13 protein-coding genes and 1 pseudogene are annotated in these 15,115 nt (G+C 65.1%); 7 read left to right on the top strand and 7 right to left on the bottom strand.

Annotated elements, in window-relative coordinates; translation table 11 throughout:
• Nucleotides 1-29 precede the first annotated feature (29 nt).
• Complete coding sequence (locus HWX22_RS26965; RefSeq protein ID WP_175916731.1) at nt 30-953, top strand: LysR family transcriptional regulator; 924 nt, start codon at nt 30-32, stop codon at nt 951-953.
• 121 nt (nt 954-1,074) lie between these two features.
• Here the strand turns inward: HWX22_RS26965 and acnB are convergent, their stop codons facing one another.
• Both acnB and HWX22_RS26955 read right to left on the bottom strand, forming a co-directional pair.
• Nucleotides 1,075-3,660, bottom strand: a complete 2,586-nt coding sequence (gene acnB / locus HWX22_RS26960; RefSeq protein ID WP_175910135.1) for a bifunctional aconitate hydratase 2/2-methylisocitrate dehydratase — start codon at nt 3,658-3,660, stop codon at nt 1,075-1,077.
• A gap of 574 nt (nt 3,661-4,234) precedes the next feature.
• Nucleotides 4,235-5,245: a YafY family protein gene (locus tag HWX22_RS26955; RefSeq protein ID WP_175916730.1), complete on the bottom strand. Its 1,011-nt coding sequence runs from the start codon at nt 5,243-5,245 to the stop codon at nt 4,235-4,237.
• A gap of 169 nt (nt 5,246-5,414) precedes the next feature.
• Here HWX22_RS26955 and HWX22_RS26950 point away from each other — a divergent pair, with 169 nt between their 5' ends.
• Nucleotides 5,415-6,077, top strand: coding sequence for a glutathione S-transferase family protein (locus HWX22_RS26950; RefSeq protein WP_175916729.1), 663 nt, complete (start codon nt 5,415-5,417; stop codon nt 6,075-6,077).
• Between the two features lie 58 nt (nt 6,078-6,135).
• On the opposite strand, the gene HWX22_RS26945 is transcribed toward HWX22_RS26950, so the two are convergent.
• From HWX22_RS26945 to moaA, 3 genes are all read right to left on the bottom strand, one after another.
• Nucleotides 6,136-6,402, bottom strand: coding sequence for a MoaD/ThiS family protein (locus tag HWX22_RS26945; RefSeq protein WP_175916756.1), 267 nt, complete (start codon nt 6,400-6,402; stop codon nt 6,136-6,138).
• A gap of 61 nt (nt 6,403-6,463) precedes the next feature.
• A complete protein-coding gene (locus HWX22_RS26940; RefSeq protein ID WP_175916728.1) occupies nt 6,464-7,027 on the bottom strand; it encodes a molybdenum cofactor biosynthesis protein MoaE in 564 nt (187 codons plus the stop codon).
• 49 nt (nt 7,028-7,076) lie between these two features.
• Complete coding sequence (moaA, locus tag HWX22_RS26935) at nt 7,077-8,195, bottom strand: GTP 3',8-cyclase MoaA (protein ID WP_175916727.1); 1,119 nt, start codon at nt 8,193-8,195, stop codon at nt 7,077-7,079.
• Between the two features lie 530 nt (nt 8,196-8,725).
• On the opposite strand from moaA, the gene HWX22_RS26930 reads away from it, so the two are divergent.
• The 5 genes and pseudogenes from HWX22_RS26930 to HWX22_RS26910 all read left to right on the top strand — a co-directional run bounded on the left by HWX22_RS26930 (nt 8,726) and on the right by HWX22_RS26910 (nt 13,240).
• Nucleotides 8,726-10,126 carry a cytochrome ubiquinol oxidase subunit I gene (locus HWX22_RS26930; RefSeq protein WP_059692819.1) on the top strand — a complete coding sequence of 467 codons (1,401 nt, stop codon included), beginning with the start codon at nt 8,726-8,728 and terminating at the stop codon, nt 10,124-10,126.
• A 3-nt stretch (nt 10,127-10,129) separates the two neighbouring features.
• Complete coding sequence (gene cydB / locus HWX22_RS26925; protein ID WP_175910128.1) at nt 10,130-11,137, top strand: cytochrome d ubiquinol oxidase subunit II; 1,008 nt, start codon at nt 10,130-10,132, stop codon at nt 11,135-11,137.
• A gap of 176 nt (nt 11,138-11,313) precedes the next feature.
• Nucleotides 11,314-12,234: a bestrophin family protein gene (locus HWX22_RS26920; RefSeq protein ID WP_175916726.1), complete on the top strand. Its 921-nt coding sequence runs from the start codon at nt 11,314-11,316 to the stop codon at nt 12,232-12,234.
• Nucleotides 12,235-12,282: 48 nt separating this feature from the next.
• Complete coding sequence (locus HWX22_RS26915) at nt 12,283-12,669, top strand: VOC family protein (protein ID WP_059537183.1); 387 nt, start codon at nt 12,283-12,285, stop codon at nt 12,667-12,669.
• A gap of 157 nt (nt 12,670-12,826) precedes the next feature.
• Nucleotides 12,827-13,240 (top strand): annotated as a pseudogene (locus HWX22_RS26910) (VOC family protein).
• Between the two features lie 118 nt (nt 13,241-13,358).
• Here the strand turns inward: HWX22_RS26910 and trpS are convergent.
• Together trpS and HWX22_RS26900 are read right to left on the bottom strand one after the other, a co-directional pair.
• Nucleotides 13,359-14,372, bottom strand: coding sequence for a tryptophan--tRNA ligase (gene trpS, locus HWX22_RS26905; protein ID WP_175916725.1), 1,014 nt, complete (start codon nt 14,370-14,372; stop codon nt 13,359-13,361).
• A gap of 206 nt (nt 14,373-14,578) precedes the next feature.
• Nucleotides 14,579-14,734 (bottom strand): hypothetical protein, encoded by a 156-nt coding sequence (locus HWX22_RS26900; protein WP_175916724.1) that lies wholly within the window; start codon nt 14,732-14,734, stop codon nt 14,579-14,581.
• Nucleotides 14,735-15,115: the final 381 nt, after the last annotated feature.

Genomic DNA, 15,115 nt, shown 5'->3' with positions numbered 1-15,115 from the left:
TTAGGGATAACGTTTCACCAGGAAAAGCGATGATTTCTGACCAGGATGGTGAGTTGGATTCACAGAATGTCCGAGCCGGTCTGCCGTCGTTGATGGCTTTGCGCTGCTTCGAGGCGGCGGCGCGTCATGAGCATTTCAGCCGTGCCGCCGATGAACTTCACGTGACGCACGGCGCCGTCAGTCGCGCGGTGCGTCTGCTTGAAGACGATCTGGGCGTGGCATTGTTCGAGCGGCGCAGTCGTCGGGTGTTCCTGACCGATGCGGGCCGCAAGCTGGCGCAGGCTGTCCATGACGGTCTGCATCTGATGAAGCAGGCCGCGCATGAATTGCGGACCGACGCGGCCCGTGCGCAGCGTTCGGTGCTGTCGTGCGAACCCACGCTGCTGATGCGCTGGCTGATTCCGCGCTGGCCGAACTTCCAGGCCATGTACCCGGGCATCGACATCCACCTCGCCGCGGCGGGCGGCCCGTTCTCGTTCGACAACGGCATCGACATGGCGATCCGGCGCAACGACTTTGCGTGGCCCGACGGCTATCACGCGGAGAAACTGTTCGCGGAAAGGGTGGGGCCGGTGTGCCGGCCCGACAAGGTGGACATGTGGTTTTCCGGCAGTCGAGACAGTCGCGCGCTGAAGCGCGGCGCGCCGCGGCTGCATACCCGGACACGACCGGACGCGTGGAAGGAATGGGCGGCGGCCGCGCAACAATCACCGGGCAGCGGGCGCGGGCAGGTGTTCGAGCATTTCTATTTCAGCCTTCAGGCGGCCGTCGCGGGGCTGGGTGTCGCGATCGGCCCGTGGCATCTCGTTCGCGATGACCTCGAGAGCGGCGTGCTGGTCGCGCCGATGGGTTTCGCCGAAGACGGCACGCACTATTGTCTGCTGACGCCGGCGCCCGTGAAGGACGGGAGCGCGCAGTGGGCTCTGCGCGACTGGCTGAGGACGATAGCCTGACGTGTGAGCCGGATCGATGCGCGACGCCGGCAGCATAAAAAATGGCGCCGCAGGCATTCAGCCCGCGGCGCCATCGCGTGTCGCCACGACGGGCTCAGCCCGCCGCAGCTCGACCGCATGCTTAGATCTGCACGGTGTCGGCGACTTCCTTGAAGTCTTCGATCTGGTCGAAGTTCATGTACTTGTAGATCTTGTCGCCGTTGGCATTGAGCACGCCCATGTCGGCCATGTACTCGTCCTTGGTCGGGATCTTGCCGAGACGCGAGCAGATTGCCGCCAGTTCCGCCGAGCCGAGGTACACGTTCGTGTTCTTGCCCAGACGGTTCGGGAAGTTACGGGTCGACGTCGACATCACCGTCGCGCCTTCGCGCACCTGTGCCTGGTTGCCCATGCACAGCGAGCAGCCCGGCATTTCGGTGCGCGCGCCGGCCGTGCCGAACACGCCGTAGTGGCCTTCTTCCGTCAGTTGCTTCTGGTCCATCTTGGTCGGCGGCGCGACCCACAGCTTGACCGGGATGTCGCGCTTGCCTTCCAGCAGCTTCGACGCGGCACGGAAGTGACCGATGTTGGTCATGCACGAACCGATGAACACTTCGTCGATCTTCGCGCCGGCGACGTCGGACAGCGTCTTCACGTCGTCCGGATCGTTCGGGCACGCAACGATCGGTTCATGGATGTCGGCCAGGTCGATCTCGATGACGGCCGCGTATTCGGCGTCGGCATCCGGCGACAGCAGTTGCGGGTCGGCCAGCCACTGTTCCATTGCCGCGATACGGCGCTGCAGGCTGCGCGGATCCTGATAGCCCTGCGCAATCATCCACTTCAGCAGCGTGACGTTGCTGTTCAGGTACTCGATGATCGGTTCCTTGTTCAGGTGCACCGTGCAACCGGCTGCCGAACGCTCGGCCGACGCATCCGACAGTTCGAACGCTTGCTCGACCTTCAGATCGGGCAGGCCTTCGATTTCGAGGATGCGGCCCGAGAAGATGTTCTTCTTGCCTTGCTTGGCGACCGTCAGCATGCCCTGCTTGATTGCGTACAGCGGAATCGCGTTGACGAGATCGCGCAGCGTGACGCCCGGCTGCATCTTGCCCTTGAAGCGGACCAGCACCGATTCCGGCATGTCCAGCGGCATCGTGCCGGTGGCGGCCGCGAACGCGACCAGGCCCGAGCCTGCCGGGAAGCTGATGCCGATCGGGAAGCGCGTGTGCGAGTCGCCGCCGGTGCCGACGGTGTCGGGCAGCAGCATGCGGTTCAGCCACGAGTGGATCACGCCGTCGCCCGGGCGCAGCGCGATACCGCCACGGGTGCTGATGAAGTTCGGCAGCGTCTGGTGCGTCTTCACGTCGACCGGCTTCGGATAAGCGGCGGTGTGGCAGAACGACTGCATCACGAGGTCGGCCGAGAAGCCGAGGCAGGCCAGATCCTTCAGTTCGTCGCGGGTCATCGGGCCCGTGGTGTCCTGCGAGCCGACCGAGGTCATCTTGGGTTCGCAGTACGTGCCCGGACGCACGCCCTGGCCTTCCGGCAGACCGCATGCGCGGCCGACCATCTTCTGCGCGAGCGAGAAGCCCTTGCCGCTGTCGGCCGGCTGGTGCGGCAGGCGGAACAGCGTCGACGGCGCGAGGCCGAGCGCTTCACGCGCCTTCGCGGTCAGGCCGCGGCCGATGATCAGCGGAATGCGGCCGCCGGCGCGAACTTCGTCGAACAGCACGTCGGACTTGACCTGGAATTCGGCGATCACGTTGCCGTCCTTCAGCGCCTTGCCTTCGTACGGGCGCAGTTCGACGACGTCGCCCATGTTCATCTGCGACACGTCGAGCTCGATCGGCAGTGCGCCGGCGTCTTCCATCGTGTTGTAGAAGATCGGGGCGATCTTGCCGCCGAGGCACACGCCGCCGAAACGCTTGTTCGGGACGAACGGGATGTCTTCGCCGGTGAACCACAGCACCGAGTTGGTGGCCGACTTGCGCGAGGAGCCGGTGCCGACCACGTCGCCGACGTAGGCGACCAGGTGGCCCTTGTCCTTCAGCGATTCGATGAACTTGACCGGGCCGCGCTTGCCGTCTTCTTCCGGCGTGATGCCGGGGCGCGCGTTCTTCAGCATCGCCAGCGCGTGCATCGGGATGTCCGGGCGGGTGGTGGCGTCCGGGGCCGGCGACAGGTCGTCGGTGTTGGTTTCGCCCGTGACCTTGAACACGGTGATGGTCAAGCTTTCCGGCACTTCCGGACGGCTCGTGAACCATTCGGCGTCGGCCCAGCTCTGCAGCACGGCCTTCGCGTGCGCGTTGCCCTTGTCGGCGAGTTCCTTCACGTCATGGAACTGGTCGAACATCAGCAGGGTTTTCTTCAGCGCGTCGGCTGCGACGGCCGCGACTGCTTCGTCGGACAGCAGCTCGATCAGCGGCTGGATGTTGTAGCCGCCCAGCATCGTGCCGAGCAGTTCGGTGGCGCGTTCGCGCGAGATCAGCGGGCAGGCCGTCTCGCCCTTCGCGACGGCGGCCAGGAAGCCGGCCTTCACGCGCGCGGCTTCGTCGACGCCGGCGGGGACGCGGTGGGTGATCAGGTCGAGCAGCGTCTGCTCTTCGCCTGCGGGCGGGTTCGCCAGCAGTTCCACCAGTTCGGCGGTTTGCTGAGCCGTCAGCGGCAGGGGAGGAATACCGAGCGCGGCGCGGGCGGCCACGTGAGCACGAAAGTTTTCAAGCATGGGGGGACCTGCTGAGATTGCGTTTCAGGGGAAGGGCTTTCCAGGCACGCCGAGGCTGCTGTTCCGGACACTGCTTCACTGCTTGGACGGGATTTTAATCGCAATATAGTCAGGCGTCAAATGTCTTATGTCTTATATAAGAGTTGTATATGGGACCTGGAAAGGCGAGTGCTGTAGCGGTGCACTTTGCGGAAGAATTCGGTGGATTGAGTTGGGGCTTGGTGCAGAGAGTGGCCGCGAATCCGGGCGCAGCGGGGCATATGGCCGGTCGCAGATGCGGCGTTCGCCCGACCGGCGCGGTTTCATCATGTGGAAAATCCCGCACGCGCCGTCCACATCGGCAAAAACGCCAATCGAAAAAGCCGAGGAGTTGCGAATTTGCGAAAAATTGGGCGAATGAAAGCAGAAATGCCGACATCCTGCGCAACGAAGCTTCAAGATCCCAACGCAAGATAGGCAAGAAAAAGACACCGATGCCGATTCCGGCGATCTCGGCGGGCAGTGTCTTCGAGGAATGCGCCCATCACGACGGAGTGCGCGATGAAGGCCGTGAGTGCGACCAGCTTCGCTCCGATCACGCCGCGAATGTTGGTGCGTCGTCGATGGTCGGCGGCGCGGGTGAGTACAGCGCCTTCATCGCTGCAACCTCGTCGGTCAATCGAGCCACGAGTTCCCGCGGCCCGAGCACTTTCAACTCCGCACCATATCCAAGCAGCTTGCGCGCACCGTGCTCGATCGATTCGATCAGCATCAGGAATTCTTTCCATCCCGGTGGGACCGCGCTGCTGCCGGCGCTATTCGAGACGGGCGCGACCTTGACGCGCGCATTGATCAGCCAGCTCTCCGCACGCGCCGACACCGCGACGTGCGCGCTCAACCGGTAAAGCTCCGCTTCATACCGGCTCATCGCATCACGCCAGTGCCGGGCCAGATCGAACCGCGCGGGCCGCTTGAATCGCCGGCGCGACGCCGCGAGTTCCCGAATGTTCGCGAGCCGAAAAGTCAGTGCATCGCGCTTGCCGGCGACCTTCGCCACCACGTACCACGCACCGCCCTTGAGCACCAGCCCGAGCGGATCGAGTGCGCGGCGCGACACACCGCGCCAGCTTTCGTACGTCACCTCGATCCGCTGCGACTGCCACACGGCATCGGCGACTTCACGCAGAAACGCCGGCGTTTCCTGCGCCCGATACCAATCCACGGTATCGACATGCAGCCGGCTCGCGACACGATCGGCATGTTCGCGCGAGTCCGGCGGCAGGCTGGCGATCATCTTCAGCCGCGCGGACGCAGCCATCCCGTCGAGCCCGAGTTCTCCCGCCGGCCCCGGCAGACCGGCCAGAATCAACGCATGCGCCTCCTGCTCGGTCAGCCCCGTGAGATCGGTACGCCAGCCGTCCTGCAATTGAAAGCCGCCGTTGCGTCCGCGATCGCCCCAGATCGGCACGCCGGCCGTCGACAGTTGATCGATATCGCGCAGGATCGTCCGCTCGGACACTTCCAGTGCGGCGGCCAGCGCCGGCGCGGTCATGCGGCCGCGCGCCTGCAGCATCATCATGATCGACAACAGCCGGCTGGCTTTCATGTGTGGCACCTCATCCGGAATACATGACACGAGATGTCATGTTATCGGATCTATGATCCGACACATCCGCGATCGGCTGGCGCGCAACGGAGTCGGGCGCGGGCTTGCCGACACGCGGGCGGTGCTCATGTGAGGGCCGCTGCGCGAAACCCGACGAGGAGAGCGATACATGAAAATCATGACCGGTCCGCTGAGCATGTTCGGCGCGAAAGTCGAGATCGCGGCGCACGAGAAGGGCATCGCCTTCGAGCGCGTGCTGGTGCCGTTCAGCCAGCAGCGCGGCTACGATCCGAAGCATCCGGACGTCTTGCGCATCAATCCGAAGCGTCAGGTGCCGGTGCTGATCGACGGCGACCTGGAGATTTTCGATTCCACGCAGATCTTCGAGTACCTGGAAGACCTGAAGCCCGATCCCGCGCTATGGCCCGCGCAGCCGAAAGCGCGCGCGGTGGCGCGTCAACTCGAGCACTGCAGCGACGAGGTTTATTTTCCGCACGTGATCCGGCTGATGGGCCTCGAAGAGACGCCGGATCATCCAGCGGCACGGGCCGCACGCGACGAAGCGCGGCAATACTATCGACGCATGGAACGCGTGCTGGCGGACCGGAAATTCCTTGGCGGCACCTATTCGTACGCCGACATCGCGTTCTACATGGCGCAGTTGTTCGGCGCGCGCAAGGGCGCGCCGATGACGGCGGAGACGCCGAACCTGCTCGCCTGGCGCGAACGGATGACCGCGCGTCCGGCCGTGCGGAAAGTGGCTGGTGCGATGGCGGGTTATCTTGCTTCGATCGACCATCCGGTTCCGGATTTTCTTCGTGGGCTCCATTAGCCAACCCGTCGCGCGTCGAACGGCTACGATCCGTCAGTCGCCGCCGGATGTGAACGCATCACCCGCCAGTCACCGGCGGAAAGAACGCCACCTCGCTATCCTCCCGCACGACGAATCCGCCGGTCACCATCTCGAGGTTCACGGCTGCGCGCACGGGTCGATCCAGCCGCAGCGCTTCGCCACAGCGCGCGTCGCGTGCGGCGAGCGCGGCGAGCGCGGCGCGCAGCGCGTCGACGGTGAGGTCATGCGCATCGATCTCGACAACTTCCTCGTCGGTATGCAGTTGTTCGCGAATGCTCGCAAAGTATTTGATCGTCAGTTTCATTACGATGTCCTGAGCGAAATCGGTGCAATCGGCGGGATCGGAAAGGCGTTGGCCGACACGTTCATCCCCAGCGGCGCATCGCCTGATCGTCATGCGCCTTCGGCTCGACCCAGCCGGCCATGCCGTCGTGCCGGATCTCCTTCTTCCAGAACGGCGCATGCGTCTTCAGGAAGTCCATGATGAATTCGCACGCATCGAACGCCGACGCGCGATGCGCGGCGGCCACCACGACGATCACGACCGCATGGCCCAACGGAATGCGCCCGACGCGATGCACGACCTTGACCGCCTCGAGCCGCCACCGCGCGCTGGCCTCCTCGACGATGCTCCACAGCGCCTGCTCGGTCATCGTCGGATAGTGTTCGACTTCCAGCGCGATCACGTCGTCGACGTCGCCTTCGTTGCGCACGACACCGAGGAAATTCACGACCGCACCGACATTCGGATTGCGAATGATCGGCGCGATCTCGGCGCCGGCGTCGATCGCCGTGTACTGCACACGCACCTCGAATCCGGCTGCGATCGCCGGCGGCGGCTCGGTGTGCGAGTCGACGGGTTCGGACTGTCCGCCGTCACGCGGCGGCTCGTTTGATGACGCGGCACGGGATTCGGTGAAACTGGTCATGACGGTTCTCCAGTATGCGGTTCGCTCCGCTTCGCGCGGCAGCAGCCCGTCAGCCGCCGACGAGCGACATGCGCACGGTCGGGTAGGTCTTGCCGGACGGCCTGGCCGCGTTCGTGGCCCGCCGTTCGGAATAGCGGTCGTCGCGCCGTGTCCATCGTGCGCGCACGGTGTCGGCGAGGCCGTCGATCGATGTGGCGTCATCGAGCCACGGCCGCAGGTCGGTGCCATGCATCGCGAACAGACACGTATAAAGCTGGCCGTCGGCCGACACGCGGGCGCGCGAGCATGTGCCGCAGAACGGATGCGACACGCTCGCGATGAAACCGACCTCACCCGCGCCGTCGATGTGCCGGCAGCGGATCGCGGTGGCATCGTGTCCCGGTTCGCCGACGAGGACGAGCGGATAGCTCGCTTCGATGAGCTCGCGCATCCGCGCGGCCGGCACGACCTTGTCGCCGGACCACGCGCTCGCGCCGCCGACGTCCATGTATTCGATGAAGCGCACGGCCACGCCGCTATGACGGAAGTGACGCACGAGCGGCAGGATCTGGTCGTCGTTCGCGCCGCGCTCGATCACCGCGTTGACCTTCACGGGCGCGAGCCCGGCCGCCTGCGCGGCCTCGATGCCGGCCAGCACGCGCGGGACCGGCACGTCGGTGTCGGTCATCCGGCGGAATATGGCATCGTCGATCGCGTCGAGACTCACGGTCACGCGCGACAAGCCTGCATCGCGCAGCGTGCGGGCCTTGGCGGCGAGCAGCGAACCGTTGGTCGTCAGCGCGATTTCGACGGGCTTGCCGTCGACGGTCGTCAGCGTCGCGAGCCGTTCGACCAGCGCTTCGAGGTTGCGGCGCAGCAGCGGCTCGCCGCCGGTGAGGCGAATCTTTTCGACGCCGAGCGAGACGAACGCACGCGCGATCTTCTCGAGTTGCGCGAACGACAGCCGCTCGGACGACGGCATGAACGCATAGTCGGGGCCGAAGCTGTCGCGCGGCATGCAGTAGCCACAGCGGAAATTGCACTGGTCGATGACGGACAGCCGGAGGTCGCGCAGCGGCCGCGCGAGCGTGTCGAGCGGGCGGGAGAAGACACCGGGCGATGCGCCGCCGGTTGCGGCGGCGACTGGCGCGGAAGCGATGGCATTCACGATGGGTTCGGCTGCCTGCATGAAGTGATCGGAACGGCATCGGCGATCGGCCGTGCGTGCGCAAAGGTGTCGGCGCACGGGTCGTGACGAGCCTCATCGTGAGGATAGGCCGCTGGATTCCATCGGCAGAGACACAATCCCGCACGAAATGCAGGAATACAGTTCGTCATCCCGGATGCGCGAAAGGTGGGCATGACGCGCCAATCCATGCTCATGTTCGTGCTCACGCGAGCCAGTGCGCGAAATCGTAATACGGGGTACGGGCGTTCGGCCGTGACGCGGATGCACAGCGTCGCAGTGCGGAAAGCAGTACAGCTGACAGCCTCGCGGCCCCGCAACGGGTTTTCCGTGCACACATCTTCGGCCCCGGGGAAAGCACAGTTTCAGCGCACGTTCGCGCGATTGCGAGTATCGTCGGAAACGCGATATCGTCATTCACGCTTCGTTGCCGCGCCCCGCGATCCGTTCTTGTCTGCACGTGCCGTCGCGAAGCCGTCGCGCGATTTCCTGCTTCGAGCTGACGTCCTCACAATCACGAGCAAATTACGGTCATGGAAATCTTCGATGCGTTCCATCTCGCCCGATTGCAATTCGCGTTCACGGTGTCGTTCCACATCGTGTTTCCGGCGATCAGCATCGGCATGGCGAGCTTCCTGGCGGTGCTGGAATGGCGCTATCTCGTCACCGGCGACGCCGCCTATAAATCCATGTTCCAGTTCTGGTCGAAGATCTTCGCGATCGGCTTCGGAATGGGCGTCGTCTCCGGCGTCGTGATGGCGTACGAGTTCGGCACGAACTGGGCGGGCTTCTCGCGCGTCGCGGGCAACATCACCGGCCCGCTGCTCACTTACGAAGTCCTGACGGCCTTCTTCCTCGAGGCCGGCTTTCTCGGCGTGATGCTGTTCGGCTGGCAGCGCGTCAGCCCGCGGGCGCATTTCTTCGCGACGCTGATGGTCGCGGTCGGCACGCTGATCTCGACGTTCTGGATCCTCGCGTCGAACAGCTTCATGCAGACGCCGCAGGGCTACAGGATCGAGAACGGTCTCGTCGTGCCGGTCGACTGGTTCAAGGTCATCTTCAACCCGTCGTTCCCGTATCGCCTCGTGCACATGACGATCGCCGCGTTCATCGTCGCGGGCTTCATCGTCGCCGCGTGCGGGGCGTGGCACCTGCTGAAGGGGCGCCGCGACGAGCCGGTTAAGCGCAGCTTCTCGATGGCGCTGTGGATGTTGCTGCTGCTCGCGCCGATCCAGATCGTCGTCGGCGATGCGCACGGGTTGAACACGCGCGAATACCAGCCGGCGAAGATCGCGGCGATCGAGGGGCTGTGGGAAACCGAGAAGGGCGGCACCGCGCTGAACCTCGTCGGTCTGCCCGACATGCAGGCCGAGACGACGCGCTATGCGATCCAGGTGCCGCACCTCGGCAGCCTGATCCTCACGCACAGCTGGGACGGCGAGATTCGCGGGCTGAAGGAATTCCCGGCGCAGGACCGCCCGTATTCGCCGATCGTGTTCTGGACCTTCCGGATCATGGCCGGCCTCGGGATGCTGATGCTGCTCACCGCGCTGCTCGGCCTGCTGCTGAGAAAGGGCGGACGCCTGTATGAAACGCGCTGGTTCCAGTGGTTCGTCGTGTGCATGGGGCCGTCGGGCATCGTCGCGCTGCTGGCCGGATGGATCACCACCGAAGTCGGGCGGCAGCCGTGGACCGTATACGGCGTGCTGCGCACCGTCGATTCGGTCGCGCCGCTCAGCGCGCAGCAGGTCGGCGTGTCGCTGCTGATCTTCGTGGTCGTGTATTTCCTGGTGTTCGGAACGGGGATCTACTACATGATGCAATTGATGAAGCGCGGGCCGGCCGCCCAGGCCGGATACATCGAGCTGCACCGGCATCCGGGGCTGCGCAAGAGTGCGCTGTCCACGCCGCTGAACGTCACCGAAGCGGAGTAAGCGATGCACATCGATCTTCCTGTCGTGTGGGCCGCGATCATCGGCCTCGGCGTGTTCATCTACGTGATGCTCGACGGCTTCGACCTCGGCATCGGCCTGCTGTTTCCGTTCTTCGACGCGAAGGCCGAACGCGAAGTCATGCTGAATACCGTCGCGCCGGTATGGGACGGCAACGAGACCTTTCTCGTGCTCGGCGGCGCGGGCCTGTACGGCGCGTTTCCGGTCGTCTACTCGACGCTGCTGCCGGCGAACTACCTGCCGCTGATCCTGATGGTGGTCGGGCTGATCTTCCGCGGCGCCGCGTTCGAATTGCGTGCGAAGGCGAACCGCACGCAGCACCTGTGGGATCTCGCGTTCATCGGCGGCTCCGCGCTGGCCGCGTTCTGCCAGGGGATCACGCTCGGTTCGTTGCTGCAGGGCATCCGGATCGTGAACAACCAGTTCGCGGGCGGGCCGTTCGACTGGCTGTCGCCGTTCAGCCTGTTCTGCGGGATCGGCGTGCTCGTCACCTATGCGACGCTCGGCTGCGGCTGGCTGATCCTGAAAGTCGACGGCGAACTGCAGCGCAAGATGCGCCTGCTGATGAAGCCGCTCGCGGGCGTGCTGCTCGCGGTGATGGGCGTGGTCAGCCTGTGGACCGTGATCGGGCTGCCGGCGGTCGCGCATCGCTGGTTCGGCAGCGGCAACCTCGGCTGGTTCCTGCCGGTGCCGATCCTCGTCGTCGCGTGCGTGTGGGGCATCTTCCACACGGTGAAGCGCGAGCACGAGGCGACGCCGTTCCTGCTGACGCTCGCGCTCGTGTTCCTCGGCTACACCGGCCTCGTGATCAGCATCTGGCCGAACATCGTGCCGCCGTCGCTGACGATCTGGGACGCGTCGTCGAGCCATTCGAGCCAGCTCTTCGCGCTCGTCGGCACCGTGATCGTGCTGCCGATCATCCTCGTGTACAACGCGATGCAGTACCGCGTGTTCCGCGGCAAGGTGCGCGAGGGCGACGCCGGCTATCACTGACCGGCGCGCCCCGGTGACGGGGCAGGGCGTGCGCGGGCGTATCATCATGCGCAAGCGCGGTGAAGCGCGTCACCCGGCCCGGCATCGACCGGGCAACGGCCCGCCACGCGCGGGCCGTTGCACATCGGGCTGCGGCGATCCGCATGGCGTATTTCATCGGCAGTCGAGACAACACCATGATCGTCAGACCACGACAAAACTGGCTCAGGATGCTGTTCATATGGAACGGCTCCGTGCTGCAATCGATCATTCCGCAACTCGTGTTCATGGCGATCGTCAGCACGCTGGCGGTCTTCACGAACGGGCGCATCTTCGGCGAGAAGATACCGCTGAACACTGCGCCGTTCACGCTGTTCGGGCTGGCCCTCGCGATCTTTCTCGCGTTTCGCAACAACGCGAGCTTCGAGCGCTTCAAGGAGGCGCGGCTTCTGTGGGGCAACCTGCTGATCGCGGCGCGCACCGTCACGTCGCAGCTGCGGCGCTACTTGCCGGACAGCGTCGGCGATGCGGAGCGCGACCGGCTCGCCGATCTGCTGATCGCGTTCACGTATGCGTTGAAGCATCAGTTGCGTCATACCGATCCGGCGCAGGACCTGCAGCGCATTCTCGGCGCCGAGCGCGCCGCCGCGTTCGCGCACAAGTGCTACCAGCCCGTCGCGATTCTCGATGAACTGCGCGGCGGAATCGTCCGCGCGCTGGGTCGCGCGCCCGGCAGCGAAGCAACGTGCTGGATGTTCGATACGCAACTGGCCGAGTTGGGCAAGGCCGTGGGCGGCTGCGAGCGCATCCTGACGACGCCGATCCCGTTCTCGTACAGCGTGCTGCTGCATCGCACCGTCTATGCTTATTGCGTGCTGTTGCCGTTCGGCCTCGTCGATTCGACGGAATACTTCACGCCGCTGATTTGCGTGTTCATCTCGTACACGCTGATCGCGCTCGAAGCGATCGCGAACGAGGTGGCCGAGCCGTTCGGCCTTGCGCCGAACGCGCTGGCGCTCGATGCGATGGCGCGCACGATCGAGCGGTCGGTGCTCGAGCTGGGCGAGCGCGCGATGCCGGAGGAGTTCGTGCCGGCATCGACGTATCAGATCACGTAAGCGGCACCGCGACGCGCGTCGCGGCGCGCACGATTGGGAGAACTTCGCATGCGCATCTACGTGACGAGTATTTTTGTCGACGATCAGGACAAGGCACTCGCGTTCTATACCGACATCCTCGGCTTCCGGTTGAAGAACAACGTGCCGGTGGGCGCGTACCGCTGGCTGACGGTCGTGTCGAAGGATCAACCCGACGGTACCGAGCTGATGCTCGAACCGAGTCATCATCGCGCGGTCGGCCCTTATCGTCAGGCGCTGTACGAGGACGGCATCCCGGCGGCGTCGTTTCAGGTCGACGATCTCGACGCCGAGTACGCGCGGCTCGACGCGCTCGGCGTGCACTTCACGCTGGCGCCGATGGACGCGGGGCCCGTGCGGGTTGCGGTGCTCGACGATACGTGCGGCAACCTCGTGCAGCTCATGCAGATGAAGTGACGCGTTGTCCGCGAGGAGCCGCTCGGGTTCGTTTCAGTCGCGTCGGTCGATCATTTTGTGGGGCGTCATGATGGCGTGAAAGGGCGCAGGCGCGACATCGGTGGAGTCGACCAAGGAAGATTGTGTAGACTCGTGCTCGTTCAATGGAGCCAACATCATGCAACTTCTTGACCACGTGTCCATCGGCGTTCCGGATATCGATCAGGCCCGCCCCTTCTACGACGGTGTCATGGCCGCGCTGGGCGCGACCAAGGTTTATGACCGCGGCACCGCGCTCGGTTACGGCGAACGTTGCAGTGCCACCGACACCGCATCGACCTTCCTGGCGATTTATCTGGATCCCGCCGAAGTCGGGACGAGCAAGCGACACTGATGCTTCAAGGCGGCCTCCCGCCAGCAGGTGCATGCATTTTTCGAGGCGGGGCTGTCCGCGGGCGGGCGGCCCGACGGCGACCCCGGCTTGAGGCCGCACTATCACGCCGACTACTACGCGGCCTTTGTCGTCGATCCGGCCGGCAACCGGATCGAGGCCGTGTGCCACGCGGCGCCAGCGGCGCACGAGCGGCCGTGACGACACTTGCCGACGACTGATCGCCCGCGGCACGGTGTCGTGCCGTCGGGTCGCGGACAAGCGCGGCGCCGGCATGCCGCCGCGTCACGCCGTCGGTCGCGTTTGCTGCGCGCGCGGCTCAATCGAAGTACGTCAGCCCTATCGCTCCTTTCACCTCGGCCAGCGTCGCGCCGGCCACCTCGCGCGCGTGCAACGTGCCGCGCTTCAGGATCGCCATCACCTCTGCCTTGTCCGCTTCGAATTCGCGACGACGCGCGCGGATCGGCTCGATCAGCGCCTGCAGCCGCTCGTTCAGCACGCGCTTGACGACGCTGTCGCCGAGGCCGCCACGGCGATAGTGCGCCTTCAGTTCGTCGACTTTCTGTACGTCGGGCTCGAATGCGTCGAGGAACGTGAACACGACGTTGCCTTCGACCTGGCCGGGATCGTTCACGCGCAGGTGGTTCGGGTCCGTGTACATGTCCTTCACCGCTTGCGCGATCTCGTCGGGCGTCGAGCCGAGTGTGATCGCGTTGCCGAGCGACTTGCTCATCTTCGCCTTGCCGTCGATGCCGGGCAGCCGCGTGACCGCCGACAGCACGGCCTCGCATTCCACCAGCACCGGCTTATCGACCGTCGCGTTGAAGCGGCGCACGAGTTCGTTGGTCTGCTCGATCATCGGCAACTGGTCGTCGCCGACCGGCACGTGCGTTGCCTTGAACGCGGTGATGTCGGCGGCCTGGCTGACGGGGTAGGTCAAGAAGCCGGCCGGGATGTCGCGCTCGAAGCCGCGCAGGCGGATCTCTTCCTTGATGGTCGGATTGCGCTCGAGGCGCGCGACCGTCACGAGGTTGAGCAGGTATTGCGACAGCTCGGCGAGCTCAGGCACCTGCGACTGGACGACGATCGTCGAGATCGCTGGATCGATGCCGACGGCCAGGTAGTCGAGCGCGACTTCGATTACGTTCTCGGTGACGCGCTGGCGGCGGCCCATGTTGTCGGTCAGCGCCTGCGTATCGGCGAGCAGCAGGAACTGCGTCGCTTCGTGCTGCATCTGCACGCGCGCGCGCAGCGAGCCGATGTAATGGCCGAGATGCAGCGGGCCGGTCGTGCGGTCGCCGGTGAGAATGGTCGGTCGGGTCGGGTGCGTCATGGTGTGGATTGGCTCCGGGTTATCGAAGCCACCAGCCATGACGTGAGCGCAGAAACGACAATGCCGCCATGGCTGGCGGCATCACGTTCGGGACATGCAAAAGGAAACGGGCCGCCTGGGTCAGGCGCGCCACCAGCGATGCACGTTCGGCGAGGCAGGTTTGGTTTCCATTGCGCGAGTATAGCGTAGCGGCGGCGAGCCGTGCGTCAGCGCACGACCGATTCCAGCGCGAGGCGCGCGACTTCGGCCGACGGCCACAGCAGGTACAGCAGGCCGGCCATCAGCAGCAGCGCGCAGACGCGTGCCAGCGGCGTGCTGTCCATATCGCTCAGGGTGCGGATGTGCTGCTTCAGTTTCTTCATTACTTGCAGGCGCGACGTGCGCCACTCCAACGGTTGCTGCAACGGGGCCGGGTGGCGGCGCCGTGGTGTTGCGGGGTTCAACGGGGGCGGGGTGCGGTTGGGGAACCGTGTCGTCTGGACGGGGCGGCGGGGCTGGCAGGTTGTGGTCAAAAAAGGGACAGTTGAACGCCGTTTGGCTGCCGTCCATTCCAGGTGACGGGCATCCTACCAGTTCGGCGATACGGACACAGTCAAGAATTGTCGGGACAGGCGTCGAAGCGCTTTCCAATGGAACAGGAGCCTGGACGAGGGTCTGCACTGGCTCTTGCGTAGCGCTTTCGGCGCGTTTCCAATGCAAAAGAGCCTGTTGTTGGCCCGACACGCGCGAGTTGACCGACACCG

The organism is Burkholderia sp. BCC1638, from assembly GCF_902833195.1.
Classification (GTDB): Bacteria; Pseudomonadota; Gammaproteobacteria; order Burkholderiales; family Burkholderiaceae; genus Burkholderia; species Burkholderia diffusa.
This window is presented reverse-complemented; position numbering and strand designations above follow the sequence as displayed.

What these genes read in the sequence shown, in the direction of transcription:
- cydB (WP_175910128.1), top strand. Translation starts at nt 10,130, where the DNA reads ATGCACATCGATCTTCCTGTCGTGTGGGCCGCGATCATCGGCCTCGGC.
- HWX22_RS26965 (WP_175916731.1), top strand. Translation starts at nt 30, where the DNA reads ATGATTTCTGACCAGGATGGTGAGTTGGATTCACAGAATGTCCGAGCC.
- HWX22_RS26950 (WP_175916729.1), top strand. Translation starts at nt 5,415, where the DNA reads ATGAAAATCATGACCGGTCCGCTGAGCATGTTCGGCGCGAAAGTCGAG.
- trpS (WP_175916725.1), bottom strand. Translation starts at nt 14,372, where the DNA reads ATGACGCACCCGACCCGACCGACCATTCTCACCGGCGACCGCACGACC.
- HWX22_RS26945 (WP_175916756.1), bottom strand. Translation starts at nt 6,402, where the DNA reads ATGAAACTGACGATCAAATACTTTGCGAGCATTCGCGAACAACTGCAT.
- moaA (WP_175916727.1), bottom strand. Translation starts at nt 8,195, where the DNA reads ATGCAGGCAGCCGAACCCATCGTGAATGCCATCGCTTCCGCGCCAGTC.
- HWX22_RS26930 (WP_059692819.1), top strand. Translation starts at nt 8,726, where the DNA reads ATGGAAATCTTCGATGCGTTCCATCTCGCCCGATTGCAATTCGCGTTC.
- HWX22_RS26940 (WP_175916728.1), bottom strand. Translation starts at nt 7,027, where the DNA reads ATGACCAGTTTCACCGAATCCCGTGCCGCGTCATCAAACGAGCCGCCG.
- HWX22_RS26955 (WP_175916730.1), bottom strand. Translation starts at nt 5,245, where the DNA reads ATGAAAGCCAGCCGGCTGTTGTCGATCATGATGATGCTGCAGGCGCGC.
- HWX22_RS26915 (WP_059537183.1), top strand. Translation starts at nt 12,283, where the DNA reads ATGCGCATCTACGTGACGAGTATTTTTGTCGACGATCAGGACAAGGCA.
- HWX22_RS26900 (WP_175916724.1), bottom strand. Translation starts at nt 14,734, where the DNA reads ATGAAGAAACTGAAGCAGCACATCCGCACCCTGAGCGATATGGACAGC.
- acnB (WP_175910135.1), bottom strand. Translation starts at nt 3,660, where the DNA reads ATGCTTGAAAACTTTCGTGCTCACGTGGCCGCCCGCGCCGCGCTCGGT.
- HWX22_RS26920 (WP_175916726.1), top strand. Translation starts at nt 11,314, where the DNA reads ATGATCGTCAGACCACGACAAAACTGGCTCAGGATGCTGTTCATATGG.